Below are 17,705 nucleotides of genomic sequence, written 5' to 3'. Positions count from 1 at the left end.
GGCCGATCACCCTCTCAGGTCGGCTACGCATCGTCGCCTTGGTGAGCCGTTACCTCACCAACTAGCTAATGCGCCGCGGGCCCATCTGTAAGTGACAGCCGAAACCGTCTTTCAGCTTCCCTTCATGTGAAGGAAAGGATTATCCGGTATTAGCTCCGGTTTCCCGAAGTTATCCCAGTCTTACAGGCAGGTTGCCCACGTGTTACTCACCCGTCCGCCGCTAATCAACAGGAGCAAGCTCCTATTGATTCGCTCGACTTGCATGTATTAGGCACGCCGCCAGCGTTCGTCCTGAGCCAGGATCAAACTCTCCAAGAAAGTTGATTAGCTCATAAATGTTACGTTGGCTTAGTTTCAATTGAAACTAATAATTTTTTGTTTGTTGACGTTTTTGTTTGTTTAGTTTTCAAAGAACAAGTTCGTTACCTCTTTTTTCAGAAGCAACTTTATTAATATAGCATTTCAAGTTGTTAATGTCAACAACTTTGTTTTTACTGCTCATCGCCTCGCTGACGACTTTTCATATATTACAGGATATATGTAGATTGGTCAATACCTTTTCTAAAGTTTTTTTAGAATAATATCCATTCTATTTTCTACCTGTGAGAATATAGGTGCGAAAATCAGTTGTTTATCAGCGAATATGTTACTTATATCAGCGAATTATATAATTTATCAGTGAATCGAAGGGTAATTGTCAGATCGTCCTAAAACTTCAATAAATGAAACAATCTATTAAAAAAGAGCATCCGTTTTTCGAAAGCGATGCTCTTTTTTCATTCGCTAATGATTGGCAATGCCTACATAATGAAAGCCTAGCCCCTCCACAGCCCCTTTATCTAACATATTTCTCCCATCAAACAGATACGGCTGCGTCACTAACGACTTGAGGCTTACCCAATCCAGATTCTTATAATCATCCCAGTCCGTGCAAAGGATGACTGCATCCGCACCCGTAACCGTTTCCTCCACCGTCTGTAATTGCACGAGAGCACCCTCTGCCATTTTCACTTTTGGATCATGCGCCTTCACCTGGGCCTGTTCTGCTACTAATCTATCAATCAGTATCAGACTTGGCGACTCTCTTGTATCGTCCGTGTTCGCTTTAAACGATAAGCCAAGCACAGCAATCGTCTTATTCGTTAAATCCCCACCAAGTGCCTGCTTTATTTTTTCAATGAAATAAACTGGCTGTGCTTCGTTAACTTTTACAACACTCTCTAAAATGGTAAGCGGCTGACCATTTTCCTTAGCGGTTTGGATTAACGCATTCACATCTTTCGGAAAACAAGAACCACCATATCCCATTCCCGCTCGAAGAAACTGCGGACCAATCCGCTGGTCGAGTCCGATTCCCATTGAAACATCATTTATATTAATCTCAAGGTAATCACACATTTTAGCTAACTCGTTAATATAGGAAATCTTCATAGCGAGGAAGGAATTGGCGGCGTACTTAATCATTTCGGAGGCTTTTGGATTGGTTACGATAATTGGACAGTGGAAGTCATTATATAATTCTTTCATGATTGTTCGCGCCGTTTCACTTGTTGTACCGATGACAATCCGGTCGGGATTTAAAGCGTCCTGAAGGGCGGAACCCTCGCGAAGGAACTCGGGGTTAGAGACGACGTCAAATGGAATCTGCCCCTTTTGCTTTTTCTTAACCCATTCCGTCACTAACGTTGCCGTCCCAACTGGCACCGTACTTTTCGTCACAATGACTTTATAGTTGTTGATATATTTACCGATCGATTCGGCAACATTTTTTACATATGAGAGATCTGCACTCCCGTCTGCATCCTGTGGAGTACCAACGCAAATGAAAATAACATCATTCTCTCTTACAGCCTTTTTAGTATTTTTTGTAAACATAAAATTTTTAGCTGCGACATGCTTGATTAATAATTCCTCAAGACCTGGCTCGTAGAAATGTAATTTTCCAGCTTTAAGTCCTTGTATTTTGCTATCATCAAGGTCTAGTCCTGTTACCTGATGACCCATTTCACAAAAAAGAAGGCCAGTCGTCGTTCCCACATATCCTGTTCCGACGATTAAGATATTCACGATTGTTTATTCCTCCTTAAATCCACCTATATAATTAATCAACTTGACATACATGGAGCTTTTGGCAATTTCAAAGCGGTATCATTCAATCTCTAACCCATAGCTTGTATATTCCTCATGAACTAGTAATAATTTATTCCTAAATGTATTTGAAGGAAGTTTGTCTAAACTAGAAAGGGCTATAAATTTGGAGTTGTATAATTTATGGCGCACGGGATTGCTATTTGGAATGAAACAGGTGGGACAATATTTTCAGACTTCTGAGGGATTTCTATAGATTTCGGAGGATTTTCTATCTATTTCAGGACGATTTCTGCCTATTTAGGAGGAATTTCATCTAGAGAAACTAAGACTGTTTTCGCAAATACCGTTGCTTTTCTTACTAAATTTCCCTAATTCCTTTGATAAGGATGGTAATTTTTTTCGCTTCATGATTTTAAAGGCTAATTCCACCAATTTTTCTCTTAAAGGACATGCTATATTCAGTCTATCAGGGACTTTAAATGGTTTATTAGCGACTTTTATGGTTATATCAACGACTTAGTTCCTTTTATCAGCGACTTTTATGGTTTTATCAGCGATTTAGTTCCTTTTATCAGCGACTTTTATGGTTTTATCAGCGATTTAGTTCCTTTTATCAGCGACTTTTATGATATATCAGCGAATCGAAGGGGAATGGTCAGATCGTCCTTAAATTTCAATAAAAGCAACAATCTATGAAAAAAGAACCTAAATTAAAAATTCGGTCCCATTATTAATGGAACCGAACCGAATCAATACTATCTTCTTAATCCTTTGAAACAACAAAATAAAGATGGAGCCAGGTACCACCCTTTCAATCTGTCCTCCAGTGATGGACAAATGTCCACGGACGGTGTCAGGCACCACCGAAGCACCATCGATGGACATTTGTCCACTTTTGGTGCCTGACACCATAAACGACACTCTATATCCAGCCTTTTTTCTCGGCGATGCTGGCGGCCTCGGTGCGGTTTTTGGCATCGAGTTTGTGAATGATTTCTGAGATGTAGTTCCGGACGGTTCCGGAAGATAAGTAGAGTTCGGAAGTAATTTCCTTAGTGGTTTTTCCTAAGGATGCTAATCTTAAAATCTCTTGTTCTTTTGGGGTCAGCGGATTTTCTTCGCGGATGACGTCAAAAGTGAGCTCCGGACTGAACACCCGTTTTCCGGCTGTCACCGCGCGAATTGCACCCGCAAGTTCATCAATTTCCCCATCTTTAAGTAGGTATCCATGGACACCAATTTTTACTGCACGTTCAAAATACCCTGGGCGGGCAAAGGTGGTTAGGATGATCACCTTACTAGGAGACGAGCGCCGTGCGAGTTCGTCAGCCACCTCGAGTCCGTTCAAAACGGGCATTTCAATATCCATCAGGCAGACATCCGGCTCAAGTGCCAAAATCGCCTCCAGTGCCTCTTCACCATTCATAGCCTGGCCAATTACCTTCATGTCCGCCTCCAAATCTAGGAGGGAGGCAAGTGCTCCCAATAACATTCTTTGGTCTTCAGCAATAAACAAGCGAATCACACTTCAGCACCCCCTGCTTTTTATTACAATTGGAATCGCTATTTCTAACACCGCTCCATTATTATTCGAAAGAGAAAGTACCCCATCAATCAATGCCAGCCTCTCCTCCATTCCCTTCAAGCCATTGCCAAACAATTTGTTCCTTGCAACACCCATGCCATCATCGCGCACCACAACATTCATTTTTTCAGAGGATAGATAAATAGAAACGGAGCAATGGGTCGCCTTGCTGTGCTTAACGACATTCGTCGCCGCCTCACGAATACACATCCCGACGATATTCTGCGTAAAAGGAGAAAGCATTGAAAAATCAACTTCCCCATCATACTCATAGGTAATTCCTGCTGCTCGTAATATTTGCTGAACCTGAGGAAGCTCCTCAGCCATGGTAGCTGCGCGCATATCTGTTACTAGCTCACGCACCTGCTTTAGTGCTGCACGGGAAGTGACTTCCATTTCCTTCGCCTCGATACGAGCCCGTTCCGGGTCACCTGAAATCAACCGTTGAACAAGCTGACTTTTTAATGTCAGAAGGGAGAGCGTATGACCAAGCGTATCATGGAGGTCACGGGCAATCCGCACCCTCTCTTCACGCTTTACCAACTCCTCAATTTTCTGATTTGCTCGATCAAGCTTCTTTTCTAGATCCATTCGGCGATTCATCGAGCGGATTCCAAACGGAGAAATCAGTATAATGATGAGAAAAGGGACGAAGTAGATGAGCTCTGCCGGGGTGAAAAAGGTCTTCGTCTGTACCACATGATAGATGAACGGAGTAATTTGCACACACACCAAGCCAAGCAGCCCACGCCTAAAGGCTGTTTTTTCCTGGTACCAGCCAATGAAATTCGCCGGAAAAAATCCCATAAACATATAGTTTAAGTGATAAAACATGCTAAACATAAACACAATCGCTAGTTGCACCGCTAACCAGTAGGTGAACTTTCTTTTTCCTATTGGGAAATAAAGCTGGCGATACGTCACCAAAAACAGCAGCACCATCCCATAGCCAATGAGCTGCTTCACTCCCGTTTCCCTCGTTAAATATAAAACAGGAAATCCTATATAAATAAGAAAAATATAAGGGAAAAAGCCAAATCGCCTTGGAAAGATTGACCATTTCAAACCAAATCACACCGCTTCTTGTTTTCTTCTAACATATTTCGATAGTAGCATGAACACGGCCAAATAGGCGATTAAAATCAGGATATTTTTCCATTCAGGCATATTTCCGCGAACAATTTCCCAAGCACCGTTACCAAAATTGTAAGATGGAAGCCATTTACCGATGGACTGCATCATTTTTGGCATAATCTCAAGCGGCATCCAAAGTCCTCCAGCAACCGCCAACACCATATAAATCACATTGCTGATACCAGCAGCCGTTTCTACTTTTTTCATCATTCCAATTAAAGTCCCGATGGCGAGGAATGGCAATGATCCGAGTAATATCCACAACCCACTCATCACCCATTCTAGGGCTGTAAGCGAAACATCATTGATTAGTGCACCTGCAATAAAAATAATTGTAATCGACAGCAGATGTATTACACTTTGGCCCATCATTTGTGCCGCAAAATATACGGTGTCAGATAATGGTGTGATGCGAATAAATGTCGACCAGCCCTGCGAGCGCTCTTGGACCATCCGGATTCCAAGTGTCATCATTGACGAGCCCATCACACTGAACACTGTCATTGACATGAGGTAATGTGCCTGCCACTCCGCCTTATCCGGCGCATTCGTATTCACTACATTTGTAAAAATATAATAGAAGAGAATCGGCATTACAAGCGACCAAAACACAAAATAGCGATTCCTTAACACCCTGATAATCTCGAATTTGCATTGCATTTGAAATGTTTTCATTTATATGGCCTCCTTTGCGCTGCTAGTCAGTTGCTCAAACGCTTCCTCTAGCTTGCCTCGTTCAATTTGAATATCGCGGGCACCAATTTTTTCTTGAAAAATTAGCTCTAGTACTCGGTCGGTATTATTCGACTGGACGTAGACACGATTATTTTTTCGGTAAATATCATCAATTTCACTGTGAAGGTATAGGTTTTCTAGTGATATTTCTGGGTCGACGATAAAGGAAACGGATTGCTTCGAAATTCTTGACTTGATTTGCGCCGGCGTTCCGTCAGCGACAACGGCACCGTCTTTAAACAGTAAGATTCTGTCCGCGGCATCATCCGCTTCTTGCAGATAATGCGTGGAAAAAATAATCGTTTTGCCTTGGTCAGCCAGATGGTGAATGGTTTGCCAAAAACGATTTCTTGAGGTAATATCCATACCTACTGTCGGTTCATCAAAAATGACGAGCTCGGGATTTCCGGCGAGAGCGAGCGCAAAACTAAGCCTACGCTTTTGTCCGCCTGAAAGTTTTTCCGCTCGGGTTTTCATATCTTGCTCGGTCAAGCCTGTTAAGTCGATAAGCTCCTCCATAGCGAGCGGCTCAGGATAGTAGCATCTGATTAGTTCGAGGATTTCGCGTACTTTTAAACCTGGCATCACACTGACTTCCTGTAGCATCGTGCCGATTTTTTCTCGGACTTGCTTTTCGTGTGGCTGGTGGTTAAATAATTGGACTTCTCCTGCGGTTGGTTTTAGCAGTCCTAATATCATCGAGATCGTCGTTGTTTTCCCGGCCCCGTTCGGCCCAAGAATGGCCATCACCTCTCCTTTCCCAATGGTGAAAGTTACATCGTTAACCGCTATTTTATGTTGAAATGACTTTGTCACGTTCGTTAAGCTTAAAATTTCGTTCATCTTCCGAACACCTCCTGCTTTCTTGATTTCATTGTAGTATGCAGGGGAGGGAAATTTTTAGTAAGCAATGTCATCAAAAACAGATGACAAATGTCATTTTTTTATTAGAATTTAATGGCTGTTTTTTCCATAAATTGTTGCTTTTATTGAAATTTAAGGACAATCTAACAATTACCCTTCGATTCGCTGATGTATTATAAAATTCACTGCTCTAGAAGGATTCTACGTTGGCTTTCCATCGAAAAAAGAGAGCTAAAGCCGATGTAGATGGGCTCTACGTAGGTTTTTTACTAAAAAAAGAGAACATTAGTCAATCTAGAAGCGGTCTACATAGGCTTTCTCCCCAAAAAAGAGAGCTAAAGCCGATGTAGATGGGCTCTACGTAGGTTTTTTACCGAAAAAAGTGAACATTAGTCGATCTAGAAGCGGTCTACATAGGCTTTCTCCCCAAAAAAGAGAGCTAAAGCCGATGTAGAAGGATTTTACGTTGGCTTTCCACTCAAAAAGGAGAGTAATAGTCGATGTAGATGCAGTCTACATCGGCTTTTCCCCGAAAAATGTGAGCTTAGTCGATGTAGATGGGGTCCTACGTTGTTTTACACCCGAAGAAAGAAGTTTAATAAGAAAAAAATACAGCAGTATTTGCGAAGAGAGCCAATTTAATCCATTCTAGTAGAGTCAACCACCAAAAAACGCACCCTTTCCAATGAAAAAGAGACCTCCATAAATGAAAGTCCCTTCATGATTCTTTATTTGACAAAATTTGAGGCGTATCAGGCACCCATTAACATGTCCACCCCACGCAGACAAATGTCCACGAAGGGTGTCAGGCACCAATATAGAGGTAGCAATATAGAAAAACTAGTAAAGTAAATATTTTTCGCGGATGTCCATAAATTTGTTTAGTCCTGGCTGCCATTCTTTTTTCATTTGTTCGATTGATTTTCCTGCTTCGATTCCGGCACGGATGGAACCGTTGCCGACGAGGTTATCGAAGAAGGAGATTCCGTTGCTGCCCGGTGCCCGGAATTGGAAATCATTCGGATACATGTCATGGATGGTTTTGACAATGTAAAGTCCTGTTTCAATTGGTTTGTATGCATTCCGGTTTGTTACATGGATTTGCACACCATGGCTTAACTTGTTCACAAATTTTGATGTAGAAGGGATAAACGATGCAGCTCTGAATTTAACGCCAGGTAAATGATAAGAATTCAGTTTTGCCGCAAGATCATCACTGTTAATAAATGGGGCTCCGATCAATTCAAACGGTCTTGTTGTACCACGTCCTTCAGAAACATTGGTTCCTTCGATTAAACAGGCACCAGGATAAACTAATGCCGTATCCAAAGTTGGCATATTCGGTGACGGCATGACGAATTGTAGATCAGCGTCATCGTAATACATGCTCCGGTTCCAGCCTTCCATTTTAACAACCGTTAAATCAGCACCGATGGCGAACTCCTTATTGAATAGCTTAGCTAATTCACCGACTGTCATTCCGTGGCGGACAGGAATCGCATATTCACCTACAAACGAGGAATATTTATCCTCTAATATTGGTCCTTCAACCTTTGCGCCGCTGATTGGATTTGGACGGTCAAGTACGATGAAGGGGATATTATTTTCTTTAGCCGCTTCCATCGCTAACGCCATCGTGTAAATATACGTGTAAAAACGTGCCCCTACATCCTGAATATCGAATAACAATACATCGATATTGCTAAGCATTTCCTTGGTAGGCTTTTTCGTATTTCCATAAAGGCTGTATACTGGGACTCCTGTTTTTTCATCAATATACGATTCAACATACTGGCCAGCCTGGGCACTGCCGCGGACACCATGCTCAGGGCCGTATAAAGCAGTCAGTCTTACATTCGAGTTTTTATACATCAAATCTACGATACTAGTAAGCTCTTGATCGACACCTGTGGGATTGGTAATTAAACCCACACGCTTCCCTTTAATTAAATCCAGACGATCCTTTAATAACACCTCAACACCTATACGGAACTTCCCAGTGTTCTTTTCTTTCTCTTTATCATTCTTAGCAACTGCCGCCGTTACCGTGAAAAGGACTAGGAATAGCGCGAGAATACCCGTAAGCCATTTCTTTTTCATCGTTCTCCCCCTCGTAGTTTTGGTAGTATTATTTCCATGATATATCTAATAAGACAAAACACTCTAAAAAATGGACAAAACCTTAAATTCGGTCAAAACAAGACTCTACCTAGAAAAATTAATATCCTAAACCATGGTCAAATCCGTATAATACGCTGCCATCCTGGCTGTAAATCGTAACCGGAAGCTTGGCCGTTGGCTTATTTACGCCAAAAATCGTGTTAATAGAGGCCTCAAAGCTTACATCCTTCGTTCCATATTGTGTAAGATAAGCATCTACATTAGGGTAAGCCATAACATCATATGGATTTCGAATCCCTACGCCAATAACCGATGCTTCCGTTTGCTCTATCACTTGATTGGCCAACTTCATTAAATTGGCAGAAGGCAATCTTCCGCTCACTGTCGAAGTATTCGTTCCAACAATGATATATTTTGCCGTTTTCGCGATCGCCAAATTTTGTTCTGAAAGTGGAGCCGTGGTATCAATAACGGTTACATTTTGGTGGTGCTTTTTCACTTGAGCTGTTAAAACAGAAGCGCTCGAACCGACAACCACAATTTTATCGTCAGTTGCCGCCTTCAGCGGAAGCACACCGTTATTTTTCACAAGTGTAATCGATTTAGCCGCTGCTTCTTTTTCTACCTGTAAATGTTCCGCTGATCTCGCAACTTTTATAGCATTAGTTATCTTTTCATCAAGGCTCTTTTCCACTTCAGCCTTGACGATGCTGCGATTTAATTTCAGCGTTAAAATCCGCTCAACTGACTGGTCAATTCTTCCCTCTGAAATATCACCGGATTTCACTGCATCGTATAGGCCATTGGCTACTAGTTCAAGACCTACAGGCATTAAGAGAATATCTGTTCCTGCTTTCACTGCACGAACAGCGGCATCTACTGGACCAAAATGGTCGACGATGGCCTGCATGTTCATGGCATCCGTCACAATCACTCCCTTAAATCCCATACTCTCGCGCATAAGACCCGTTAACACTTTGTGGGATAGCGTGGCGGGAACAGCAATTTCCGTTCCATCCTTTTTCGAAATGGCCTTTGTGTTATCGATTTTCGGGAAAGTAACGTGAGCCGTCATTACGGCATCAATGCCGGCATTCATCGCTTGCTGGAACGGATATAATTCCACCTTTTTCAAACGGTCGATATCATGTGGCACCTCGGGCAGTCCTAAATGCGAATCGGTTGCGGTGTCACCATGCCCAGGAAAATGCTTTGCTGTTGCAGCTGTTCCAGTTTCGTGAAGCCCTTTGATATAAGCTTTGCCCAATTTGGCAACGAGTTCTGGACTTTCACCAAACGAACGAACCCCGATGACTGGATTATCGGGATTATTGTTAACATCGAGATCAGGGCCAAAGTTCATATTAATGCCCACAGCGTTAAGCTCTTCCCCTATCGCCTTGCCAACTTTTCCGGCTACCTCTTCAGACCTTGAGGCTCCAAGCGCCATGTTCCCTGGAAAATCGGTTCCGAATTGCAGGCGGGTAACAATTCCACCTTCCTGGTCAACGGAAATCAACAGTCCATACTTTTCCGTAGCGTCCTGATAAGCGCTAATTAGCTTCGTTGTTTGCTCAGCCGTTACCGTATTTTCACGGAACAATATAACGCCGCCAAGATGATACTGTTTAACAAGTTGGGCAATTTCATCATTCATTTTCGTGACATTGCTACCCTTCCATGTACGGAAATCCGGCATTAGCATTTGCCCGACCTTTTCTTCCATTGTCATATGCTTACGTGCATTACCAATGAGGTCATAGCGTGTTCCTTTTTCTTTTTCAATCAAGATTTCTCCTTGATTCCCTTTGTATTGAATCGAGATTCGATCATTGTACCTGTCATCGCCGACAGAGATAAAGGTTTTTCCATTGTGCCCTGATAAGGTAACTAGACCCTCTTTGACAGAGGCGACATTTTTATTGGAAGACTTCCAGGTTAGATTCTCCGAAGCCAACATAAAGTGGCCGTCTTCATAAACATGTAGGGCATTTAAATTAATCTTGTTGTCTTTCACTTCTCTTGTCACTTGCGGAACGTTAAGGTCAATGACTACATCCTTGATACCCAAAGACGCTGTTGCTTTCGAATGGGGCATCCCTGTTAACAATAGGGCAAATGCCAAGAATAAGGTGATAAACGTTTTGAAAAATTTACGCATGGTTTCCCCTCCTCTATTTTTTAAAAAATTAGTAATTTCTTAACTGCCATTCATTGCTGCTAAACTTCAGCTCCGAAGAATCAAGTTTCGTATTCAAGATATACCAGCCGCGGCCGTTCGTTGCCGTATCCGTTTTGTAAAAAAAGCGCAATTTTTCCGCGTCTTTCGGAATCGTCACTTCTTTTTTCTCCCAGCCATTACTTGTGCCAGTGAACTCAGCAAGTTTTTTCCAGGCGCCGTCTTTGAAGATCTCCACATTGCCAAAATCCCAGCCATCCTCGGTCATATACCAAGTAGTAAACATCAGTTTCGCGTCCTTTTTCAGATGAAGGTCAGCCTCTATCACACGGTTCAGCTTATCTCCATACCCGGTAAACCAAGCCGAATCCTTGCCAGGAATCGAAACTGGAATGGCGTCTGCTACCTGCCTGGCAAACAATCTTCTTGTTTGATTCGTGGACACGGTATTTCTGCTCGGATGAACACGGTTGGTTAGTAAAATCGCAATCGTTTTATTGTTCGGACTGACGACAATCGATGTTCCTGTATAACCAGTATGTCCAAAGGAATAGGTTCCTTCCGATAAGGCATCCATATACCAGCCTTGTCCAAGTTCCCAGCCAAGTCCATGGTCATTACCAGGGAATTTCTCATTCTGATTTTCGAGCAATAGCTTAACCGTTTCTGGCTTCAAGATCCTTTTTCCAGCATACTTCCCATCATTGATGAAAATATGAGCTAGCTTAGCAAGATCTTCAGCTGTTGAAAAAACACCGGCATGGCCAGCCACCCCATCAAGCGACCAGGCATTCTCATCGTGAACTTCGCCCCATACCAGGCCGCGATTTGGAGTGGATTGAAATTCAGTCGCAGCAATGCGGTTTTTCAGTCGAGCTGGTGGATTATACATCGTGTCCTTCATCCCTATAGGCCCGGTGATATGCTCTTTCACAAATTCATCCTGACGCTGGCCGGATAATCGTTCCACTAACGCTCCCAAGGTGATCATGTTTAAATCGCTGTATTCGTAGGCGGTCCCGGGAAGGTTTTTTAATGGCTGTTGAAAAACTAACTGCAGTCTCTCATCGCGTGAACTCCCTTTCGTATAGAGAGGAATCCAGGAGACAAAGCCGGATGTGTGTGTCAGCAGCTGGCGGATGGTGACGTTTTGCTTGCCGTTTGCAGCAAATTCCGGAATATACTCGGCAACCGGGTCATCCAGTTCAAATAATCCTTTTTCAAAAAGAATCATAACGGCTGTAGCTGTGAAAATTTTACTAATGGATGCCAGATCAAAAATCGTGTCCTCTTGCATCGGAACTGGGTTTTCCATTTCGGTAAACTTGTCGGTGTATTGAGCTGAATTACCATAGGCCGTATGTTTCACTATTTTCCCGCCCCTAGCGACAAAGGCAACTGCACCGGGCATGATTTTTTCCGAAATCGCTTGGTTCATAATCTGGTCGATTTGCTGAAGTGGCGTCTCTACCATTCCAGCCCCTCTTGCCGTGCTGTGATGAAGAACGCTTGATACTGGGATGACTGTTGAATTCCAGGTGAAAACTGGGTGAGGTTTCTGTGATGTAGAAGAACTCTTTTTTTCATGTTTTTCAATCGTTGGTACAATGGTTGTGTCACTTGTCGCAAAAGCAGTGGTGGTTCCCAAAAAAACGGTGCAAATAGAAGAAATGAGTAAAGTTTTTCTTTTCATAAGTCCCCCTTTAATGATTAATGAATTAATTGTAGGCGTCCCATTATGTACAGAAGAATGGTAACGCTTACAACTTATTTTAATCATATCTGCAGCAGTGTATAGTCGTCTATACCACATACGTCCTATTAAAGCCCTATTCGCTTATATTATCGGGTATAAAGAAGTGCATCATTAGTATCATTTTTGAAATTTCTTGAAATTGAATATATCAGACAGGCGAACCCCCAGAATCAGTTAGGAAAATATAGGTTACATTTCCTTGAAGACTAATTGACGGATATGTAATATCCACAGATTTAAAGGCTATATCCACATATATTTAGAAGTTACCAACAACATTTTAATGATATCCACAAGTTTATCAACATATTTTTATTGTTTACCGACATTAATTGACCTGAAATTTTTTTATCCACATTTCGCCTGCGTTTATCCACATTTTTAAAAATTATATCCACAATTTCTATAATATTATTCACAACTATTTACCTACCTTGAGGATAACTCCAATGTCCATATCAAAGGGACCTAGAAATTTATTCTAAGCCCCATTTTTCCCCACTATTGATTCTCTATTCTGAAATGTCAGCTTGCTTTTTATTGGTGGATGTTCTTTCTTTTTCAACAATTTCCTTAAGTTCACCTTCATCGCCTTTAGCATTAATAATCTCGAAAATTTGATTCAATCCTTCACTTGTTTCATCCATGTTATTTTTCAAAAAAAAGCCTCCTTTTACTATTAGAATAACCAATTTGAAAGGATGTATTTACCACAAACGAGGTGTCAATATGAGTTTGTTCACCAATTCACAAAATATTCCAAGAATTTAATCACTAGAGTTGGTTTTTACCAAGATGAAAAAAAAGCATATTCAAAATTTAAGGGGTTAACATGTACAAACTTGGGCGCCGGGATCTTAATCATCCGATGCTTTTTGCTTGAAAAAGAGGGAAATTTTTCCTAGTGATTTCGATATTATTTTTCTTTTCTTCACTTCTATTTTTTGATATGTTTAAAGATAGCGTAGTGCCTTATCATAATAAAAAGCCTAGACATTCTAGGCTACTTCCATTTTTGATTCAGTTACATCCTTGAGCCCAGTTCAACAGCTTTACTACTATGATAAATTGCTTTTACCTTTAGCTTCATTCTTAACTCGTCACAAAGGCAATCTTGCTGCAACAGTTGGTTGTGGCGCTGCTGGAATAAATGATAATAATATTTACCCCTAATAATCATTTTCAACATATGAAAACCTCCTTAATAAGTTGGTTGACATAAATCGAAGGAGTTAGTCGTGTTCGGTAACTGGCAAGCATTGTCGTTAAACATTAGCCCCTTTAGTTTTGCGTCACCATTTTTCAATGGTTTTGCCGTTTCGTACGATTTATGTGTTTATAAAAAATATAAGCAACTTAATAATTTAAAAAAAGAGTCTATAGACCCAAGAAGTGTAAAAATTTGGTCATTTCGAAAAATTAAAAAACATGTAACATATTGCGATTTACTAACGTCTTGGGAGTGTGGGCTTTATTTTACTAGTATGTTTTAAAGCTTCTTATAATGCCCATGCTGTAAATGAAGATAATTTTAATAAAAAGGAAGTTTAACATGGCAAAATTTCGATCTATTATTCTTTGTTCTATCGCTCTTATGATTCCTTTAGCAGGTTGCTCAGGAAAAAATAATTTTGTTCAAAACGATAAAAAAATGGTCACTCAATCTCCACCCTCTGCTAACAAGCCATCAGCTGACACTAAAAATGTCAAGTATCGTCAGAATGGTACAAGCATCCAAGTTGTTTCTAATCCTGAAACAGTCCCTGTGCTAATTAACAAGCTGAATAAGCTGCCTGATGATTACAAGCCAAATGATTTGACTTATCCAAATATACCTTTCACCTTTAAAGAGAAAATAGAAAAACGAAAAATGCGGGCAATAGCCGCAGCTGCAATCGAAAAATTATTTGCTGGCGCCAAACAAGATGGTGTGAATTTACTAGGTGTTTCGGCCTACAGATCTCACGCTGTCCAAACGTCTTTGTTTAATTCCTATGTTAAAAGAGATGGCTATGAAGCAGCCAAGACCTATAGTGCTGTTCCCGGCACGAGTGAGCACGAAACAGGCCTTGCCATTGATGTGACCGGTGAAGACGGAAAATGTGCAGCCGAGGAATGCTTCAGCGGAACGGAAGAGGCAGCCTGGCTTCAGGATCATGTAGCCGAATACGGCTTTATCATCCGATATCCAAAAGGAAAAGATGCTATCACCGGCTACACATACGAACCATGGCACCTCCGATACGTTGGAAAATCAATTGCCAAAGAAATCATGAGCCGCGGCATAACCCTCGAAGAATACGTCAATGCTGCACCAGTCAATAATTAATTGGTTGATTGGTGTTCCTTTTGCTTTCTAGTGTGGTGCCTTTTTCTATGATGGTGCCTGGATGGTGCCTGACACCACAGATGAACAAATGCCCGCGTGGGGCGGACATTGAAATAAAAAAAGGTGCCCCTGCAGTGGAGGCACCTTTTATGCTATTTCCCCTTAATTTCCAACAACTTCAATCGCAGGTCGTTTTCCATTGTAGCTAGGTCTTGTTCGGCAAGGCGGCGCTTATGTCTGCCTTCTTCTTGGATACGCATTGTTTCCTCAAGCGTGCTGATCAAGCTTTCCTGAGTTTTCTTGAGGGTTTCAATATCGACAAGGCCGCGCTCGTTTTCTTTCGCGGTTTCGATTGTATTCGTTTTTAGCATTTCTGCATTTTTCAACAGGAGCTCATTGGTTGTTTTAGAAACCTGCTTCTGAGCCTCGACCGCATGACGTTGGCGAATGAGTGTCAATGCAATGGCCACTTGATTTTTCCATAATGGAATGGCCGTCATAATCGACGATTGAATCTTTTCCACAAGCGCTTGGTTCGTGTTTTGAATCAAACGGATTTGCGGGGCACTTTGAATCGTGATTTCACGGCTTAATTTCAAATCATGCAGACGCTTGTCTAAACGGTCGGCAAATTGAATCATATCGTTGACTTCTTGAAATTTCATTTGATCATTTGTCACTTCAGCCGCTCTTTTCAACTGTGGGATGGTTTTCTCCTGCATTTCTTCAAGCTTAATTTCCCCCGCGGCAATATATACATTCAAAGCATGGAAATATTCTTTATTTGTTTCATAAAGCTGTTCAAGCAATTTGATATCGGATAACAGGACGTTTTTACTGCGGTCCAGCTTCACACTGATCCGGTCAATTTGCGCTCCTGTTTTTTGATATTTGGAAAGTACCTCTTGCAGAGAGCCGGAAATTTTCCCAAACATACGAGCAAACAAGGATGGCTTCCCATCCTTTAGTTCATCTGGATTTACCTCATCAAGCCTCTTCATTAAATCACTAATGATTTCTCCAATTTCGCCAACATCCTTTTTCTGAACATGCTCAAGCATCATATGTGAGAAGGATAATAGCTTTCCTTGAGCTTGGGTTCCGTATAAAATCATCGACTGATGGTTTGTCGGATCAATTTGCTCAGCAATCTGATACGCCTTTGCCCGGTTCTCCTCCGGAATCACATCAATTAATTTGACCGGTTTAACCTCACTTGTTTGTGCGACAGGGTCTTTGGCCAGTTCAAGTTTATCACCAAACGGATCGGCTAGTATATCATCTAATAAATTTCCAGTTTTATTCAGTTCCAATGGGTTGTTTTCGCTCATTTAAGCCACCTATTCTTTTCCGGGAATTTAGAATCCTTTTGCTTATTAATCGTATGCTTTGCTACATCAATTTCAAAATTCAATGTATCAATATCATTAGAAATCACATGATATAAATCCTCTTCCAAAACCTTTGACAGTTCATTTATTGTTCTACGCGTTTCAATGAGGGATTGCCCCATTTCGGTGTTCTGTTTCGGCTGGGAGGATAAAAAGTTATATTTCTCAGTGAGCTCGACGACTGAATCTAAATGGGAAAAATAAAACTGCTCTGCTTGATAAAAGCGCTTCGGCTCCTTAGTGGTCATCTTGTGGATTTTTTTTGTAATCCGGAGAATATCAAGCCGTTGCTTTACAGATGCAAGATCACGAATCGTGAAAAGGTTTTTATTCAGGCGATTGATTTTCTGTTTTGCTTCGACTAAATTTTTCTTAATATAGCGGTATTCTTTTCTTGATAGCTGATGCTTGTTTATAAAGTGACGGTTCATGTATAAGGAAAGGACAATATGGGTAAGGATTCCCCCAAGTATTGCATATCCTATTGACGGCCAAAATGTCAGCCCAATTGGGAAAATGCATATCAGCCAAGTGATTACTGTTATCGGGACGGCCACAAACGAGCGGACAATAAACGAAAGAAAAGGGTTCATCATTAATCGACTCCTGACTATTTATCCATTATATTCATACGAAAGAAAGCAAATAAAGGTTTCACTTCCGTGAAAAAACTCATCAGAAGAAAGTTATTTCCATTTACTACTTCAACAATACACGAAAAAAATCCTGCCTGCTATAGACTACAAGCGGAAAGAAATCTAGGGCTAGAGACGTATTTTTACTTTATAAAACCATTATTTTAACATTTTACGGTAACAAACAGTAATCTTTTACAGGGTTTTCTATTAGTTTTTTTCGAGAAGGATTAGCAGGAGTGAATTGTCAGATTTATAGAATGAAAAAAGCAGGATCAGTAATGATTACCTGCTTTTTTCATTTATTTCCTCTTTTACTATTATTGTTCATAAAGTTCTATCGGGAGTCCATCAGGATCAGCGAAGAAAGTGAATTTTTTCTTTGTAAAAGGATCGACACGAATGGCCTCGACCTTTATTTGCTGCTCCGTTAAATAAGAAACTGCCTCTTCAATGTCTTCTACTTCGAGTGCTAGATGCCTTAAACCCACCGCTTCCGGATAGCTCGTCCTTTCTGGTGGATTTGGAAATGAGAATAACTCAATCTGATAATACCCATTCACTTCCAAGTCCAGTTTATAGGAATCTCTGTCCTCCCTGTAAACCTCTTGAGCAGGCTTCATCCCTAGAATCTGAACATAAAAATCCTTTGATTTTTGATAATCAGAACAGATTATCGCAATATGATGTATTTTCGTTAGCCTCATGAATGATCTCGCCTTTTCTAATCTAACATAGTCCGATAAACAACTCATTTGCCAGTCTTCTTAGATAAAGGGGGCAAATAAATATTGGATTATACTCAACTTGCAGCATCAACAACTGAAACCACATCTCATTCTAAAGTGTCCTCTCCACACGGACAAATGTCCACGGAGGGTGCCT

15 protein-coding genes, 1 rRNA gene and 1 riboswitch are annotated in these 17,705 nt (G+C 41.2%); of the genes, 1 reads left to right on the top strand and 15 read right to left on the bottom strand.

The annotated features are described in order from the left end of the window. The 12 genes from M5A78_RS06660 to M5A78_RS06605 form a co-directional block, all read right to left on the bottom strand. Nucleotides 1–318 (bottom strand): 16S ribosomal RNA (locus M5A78_RS06660); the annotation flags it as partial. A gap of 465 nt (nt 319–783) precedes the next feature. Next, entirely contained in the window at nt 784–2,067 is a 1,284-nt protein-coding gene (locus M5A78_RS06655) for a UDP-glucose dehydrogenase family protein (RefSeq protein ID WP_248734503.1), read from the bottom strand. A 729-nt stretch (nt 2,068–2,796) separates the two neighbouring features. Then, nucleotides 2,797–3,012, bottom strand: coding sequence for a hypothetical protein (locus M5A78_RS06650; RefSeq protein WP_248734502.1), 216 nt, complete (start codon nt 3,010–3,012; stop codon nt 2,797–2,799). A gap of 1 nt (nt 3,013) precedes the next feature. After that, the gene (locus tag M5A78_RS06645) at nt 3,014–3,616 is read right to left on the bottom strand and encodes a response regulator transcription factor (RefSeq protein WP_248734501.1); all 603 of its coding nucleotides are present in this window, start codon (nt 3,614–3,616) and stop codon (nt 3,014–3,016) included. A 3-nt stretch (nt 3,617–3,619) separates the two neighbouring features. Further along, the gene (locus tag M5A78_RS06640; protein ID WP_248734500.1) at nt 3,620–4,741 is read right to left on the bottom strand and encodes a sensor histidine kinase; all 1,122 of its coding nucleotides are present in this window, start codon (nt 4,739–4,741) and stop codon (nt 3,620–3,622) included. Nucleotides 4,742–4,747: 6 nt separating this feature from the next. After that, a complete protein-coding gene (locus M5A78_RS06635) occupies nt 4,748–5,485 on the bottom strand; it encodes an ABC transporter permease (protein WP_248734499.1) in 738 nt (245 codons plus the stop codon). Next, the gene (locus M5A78_RS06630; protein WP_248734498.1) at nt 5,486–6,388 is read right to left on the bottom strand and encodes an ABC transporter ATP-binding protein; all 903 of its coding nucleotides are present in this window, start codon (nt 6,386–6,388) and stop codon (nt 5,486–5,488) included. A gap of 861 nt (nt 6,389–7,249) precedes the next feature. Next, a complete protein-coding gene (locus M5A78_RS06625) occupies nt 7,250–8,509 on the bottom strand; it encodes an exo-beta-N-acetylmuramidase NamZ family protein (RefSeq protein ID WP_248734497.1) in 1,260 nt (419 codons plus the stop codon). A gap of 118 nt (nt 8,510–8,627) precedes the next feature. Next, nucleotides 8,628–10,691, bottom strand: a complete 2,064-nt coding sequence (locus M5A78_RS06620) for a glycoside hydrolase family 3 protein (protein ID WP_248734496.1) — start codon at nt 10,689–10,691, stop codon at nt 8,628–8,630. Nucleotides 10,692–10,719: 28 nt separating this feature from the next. Continuing rightward, a complete protein-coding gene (locus tag M5A78_RS06615; protein WP_248734495.1) occupies nt 10,720–12,402 on the bottom strand; it encodes a serine hydrolase domain-containing protein in 1,683 nt (560 codons plus the stop codon). 575 nt (nt 12,403–12,977) lie between these two features. Then, nucleotides 12,978–13,124: a hypothetical protein gene (locus M5A78_RS06610; protein WP_248734494.1), complete on the bottom strand. Its 147-nt coding sequence runs from the start codon at nt 13,122–13,124 to the stop codon at nt 12,978–12,980. A gap of 365 nt (nt 13,125–13,489) precedes the next feature. Continuing rightward, entirely contained in the window at nt 13,490–13,654 is a 165-nt protein-coding gene (locus M5A78_RS06605; protein WP_248734493.1) for a hypothetical protein, read from the bottom strand. 52 nt (nt 13,655–13,706) lie between these two features. Then, nucleotides 13,707–13,791: riboswitch (cyclic di-GMP riboswitch) on the bottom strand. Nucleotides 13,792–14,017: 226 nt separating this feature from the next. On the opposite strand from M5A78_RS06605, the gene M5A78_RS06600 reads away from it, so the two are divergent. Beyond that, nucleotides 14,018–14,794, top strand: coding sequence for a M15 family metallopeptidase (locus M5A78_RS06600; RefSeq protein WP_248734492.1), 777 nt, complete (start codon nt 14,018–14,020; stop codon nt 14,792–14,794). 152 nt (nt 14,795–14,946) lie between these two features. On the opposite strand, the gene M5A78_RS06595 is transcribed toward M5A78_RS06600, so the two are convergent. The 3 genes from M5A78_RS06595 to gloA2 all read right to left on the bottom strand — a co-directional run bounded on the left by M5A78_RS06595 (nt 14,947) and on the right by gloA2 (nt 17,527). Continuing rightward, the gene (locus M5A78_RS06595; protein WP_248734491.1) at nt 14,947–16,125 is read right to left on the bottom strand and encodes a toxic anion resistance protein; all 1,179 of its coding nucleotides are present in this window, start codon (nt 16,123–16,125) and stop codon (nt 14,947–14,949) included. Next, nucleotides 16,122–16,781, bottom strand: a complete 660-nt coding sequence (locus M5A78_RS06590; protein ID WP_319942259.1) for a 5-bromo-4-chloroindolyl phosphate hydrolysis family protein — start codon at nt 16,779–16,781, stop codon at nt 16,122–16,124. Before M5A78_RS06590 ends, M5A78_RS06595 begins: the two co-directional genes overlap by 4 nt. A gap of 359 nt (nt 16,782–17,140) precedes the next feature. Then, a complete protein-coding gene (gene gloA2 / locus M5A78_RS06585) occupies nt 17,141–17,527 on the bottom strand; it encodes an SMU1112c/YaeR family gloxylase I-like metalloprotein (RefSeq protein ID WP_248734511.1) in 387 nt (128 codons plus the stop codon). Nucleotides 17,528–17,705 lie beyond the last annotated feature (178 nt).

This window comes from Neobacillus rhizosphaerae (genome assembly GCF_937468385.1).
GTDB lineage: Bacteria > Bacillota > Bacilli > Bacillales > Cytobacillaceae > Neobacillus > Neobacillus rhizosphaerae.
Note: the sequence above shows the minus strand (reverse complement) of the source record. Positions and strands in the feature narration are given on the sequence as shown.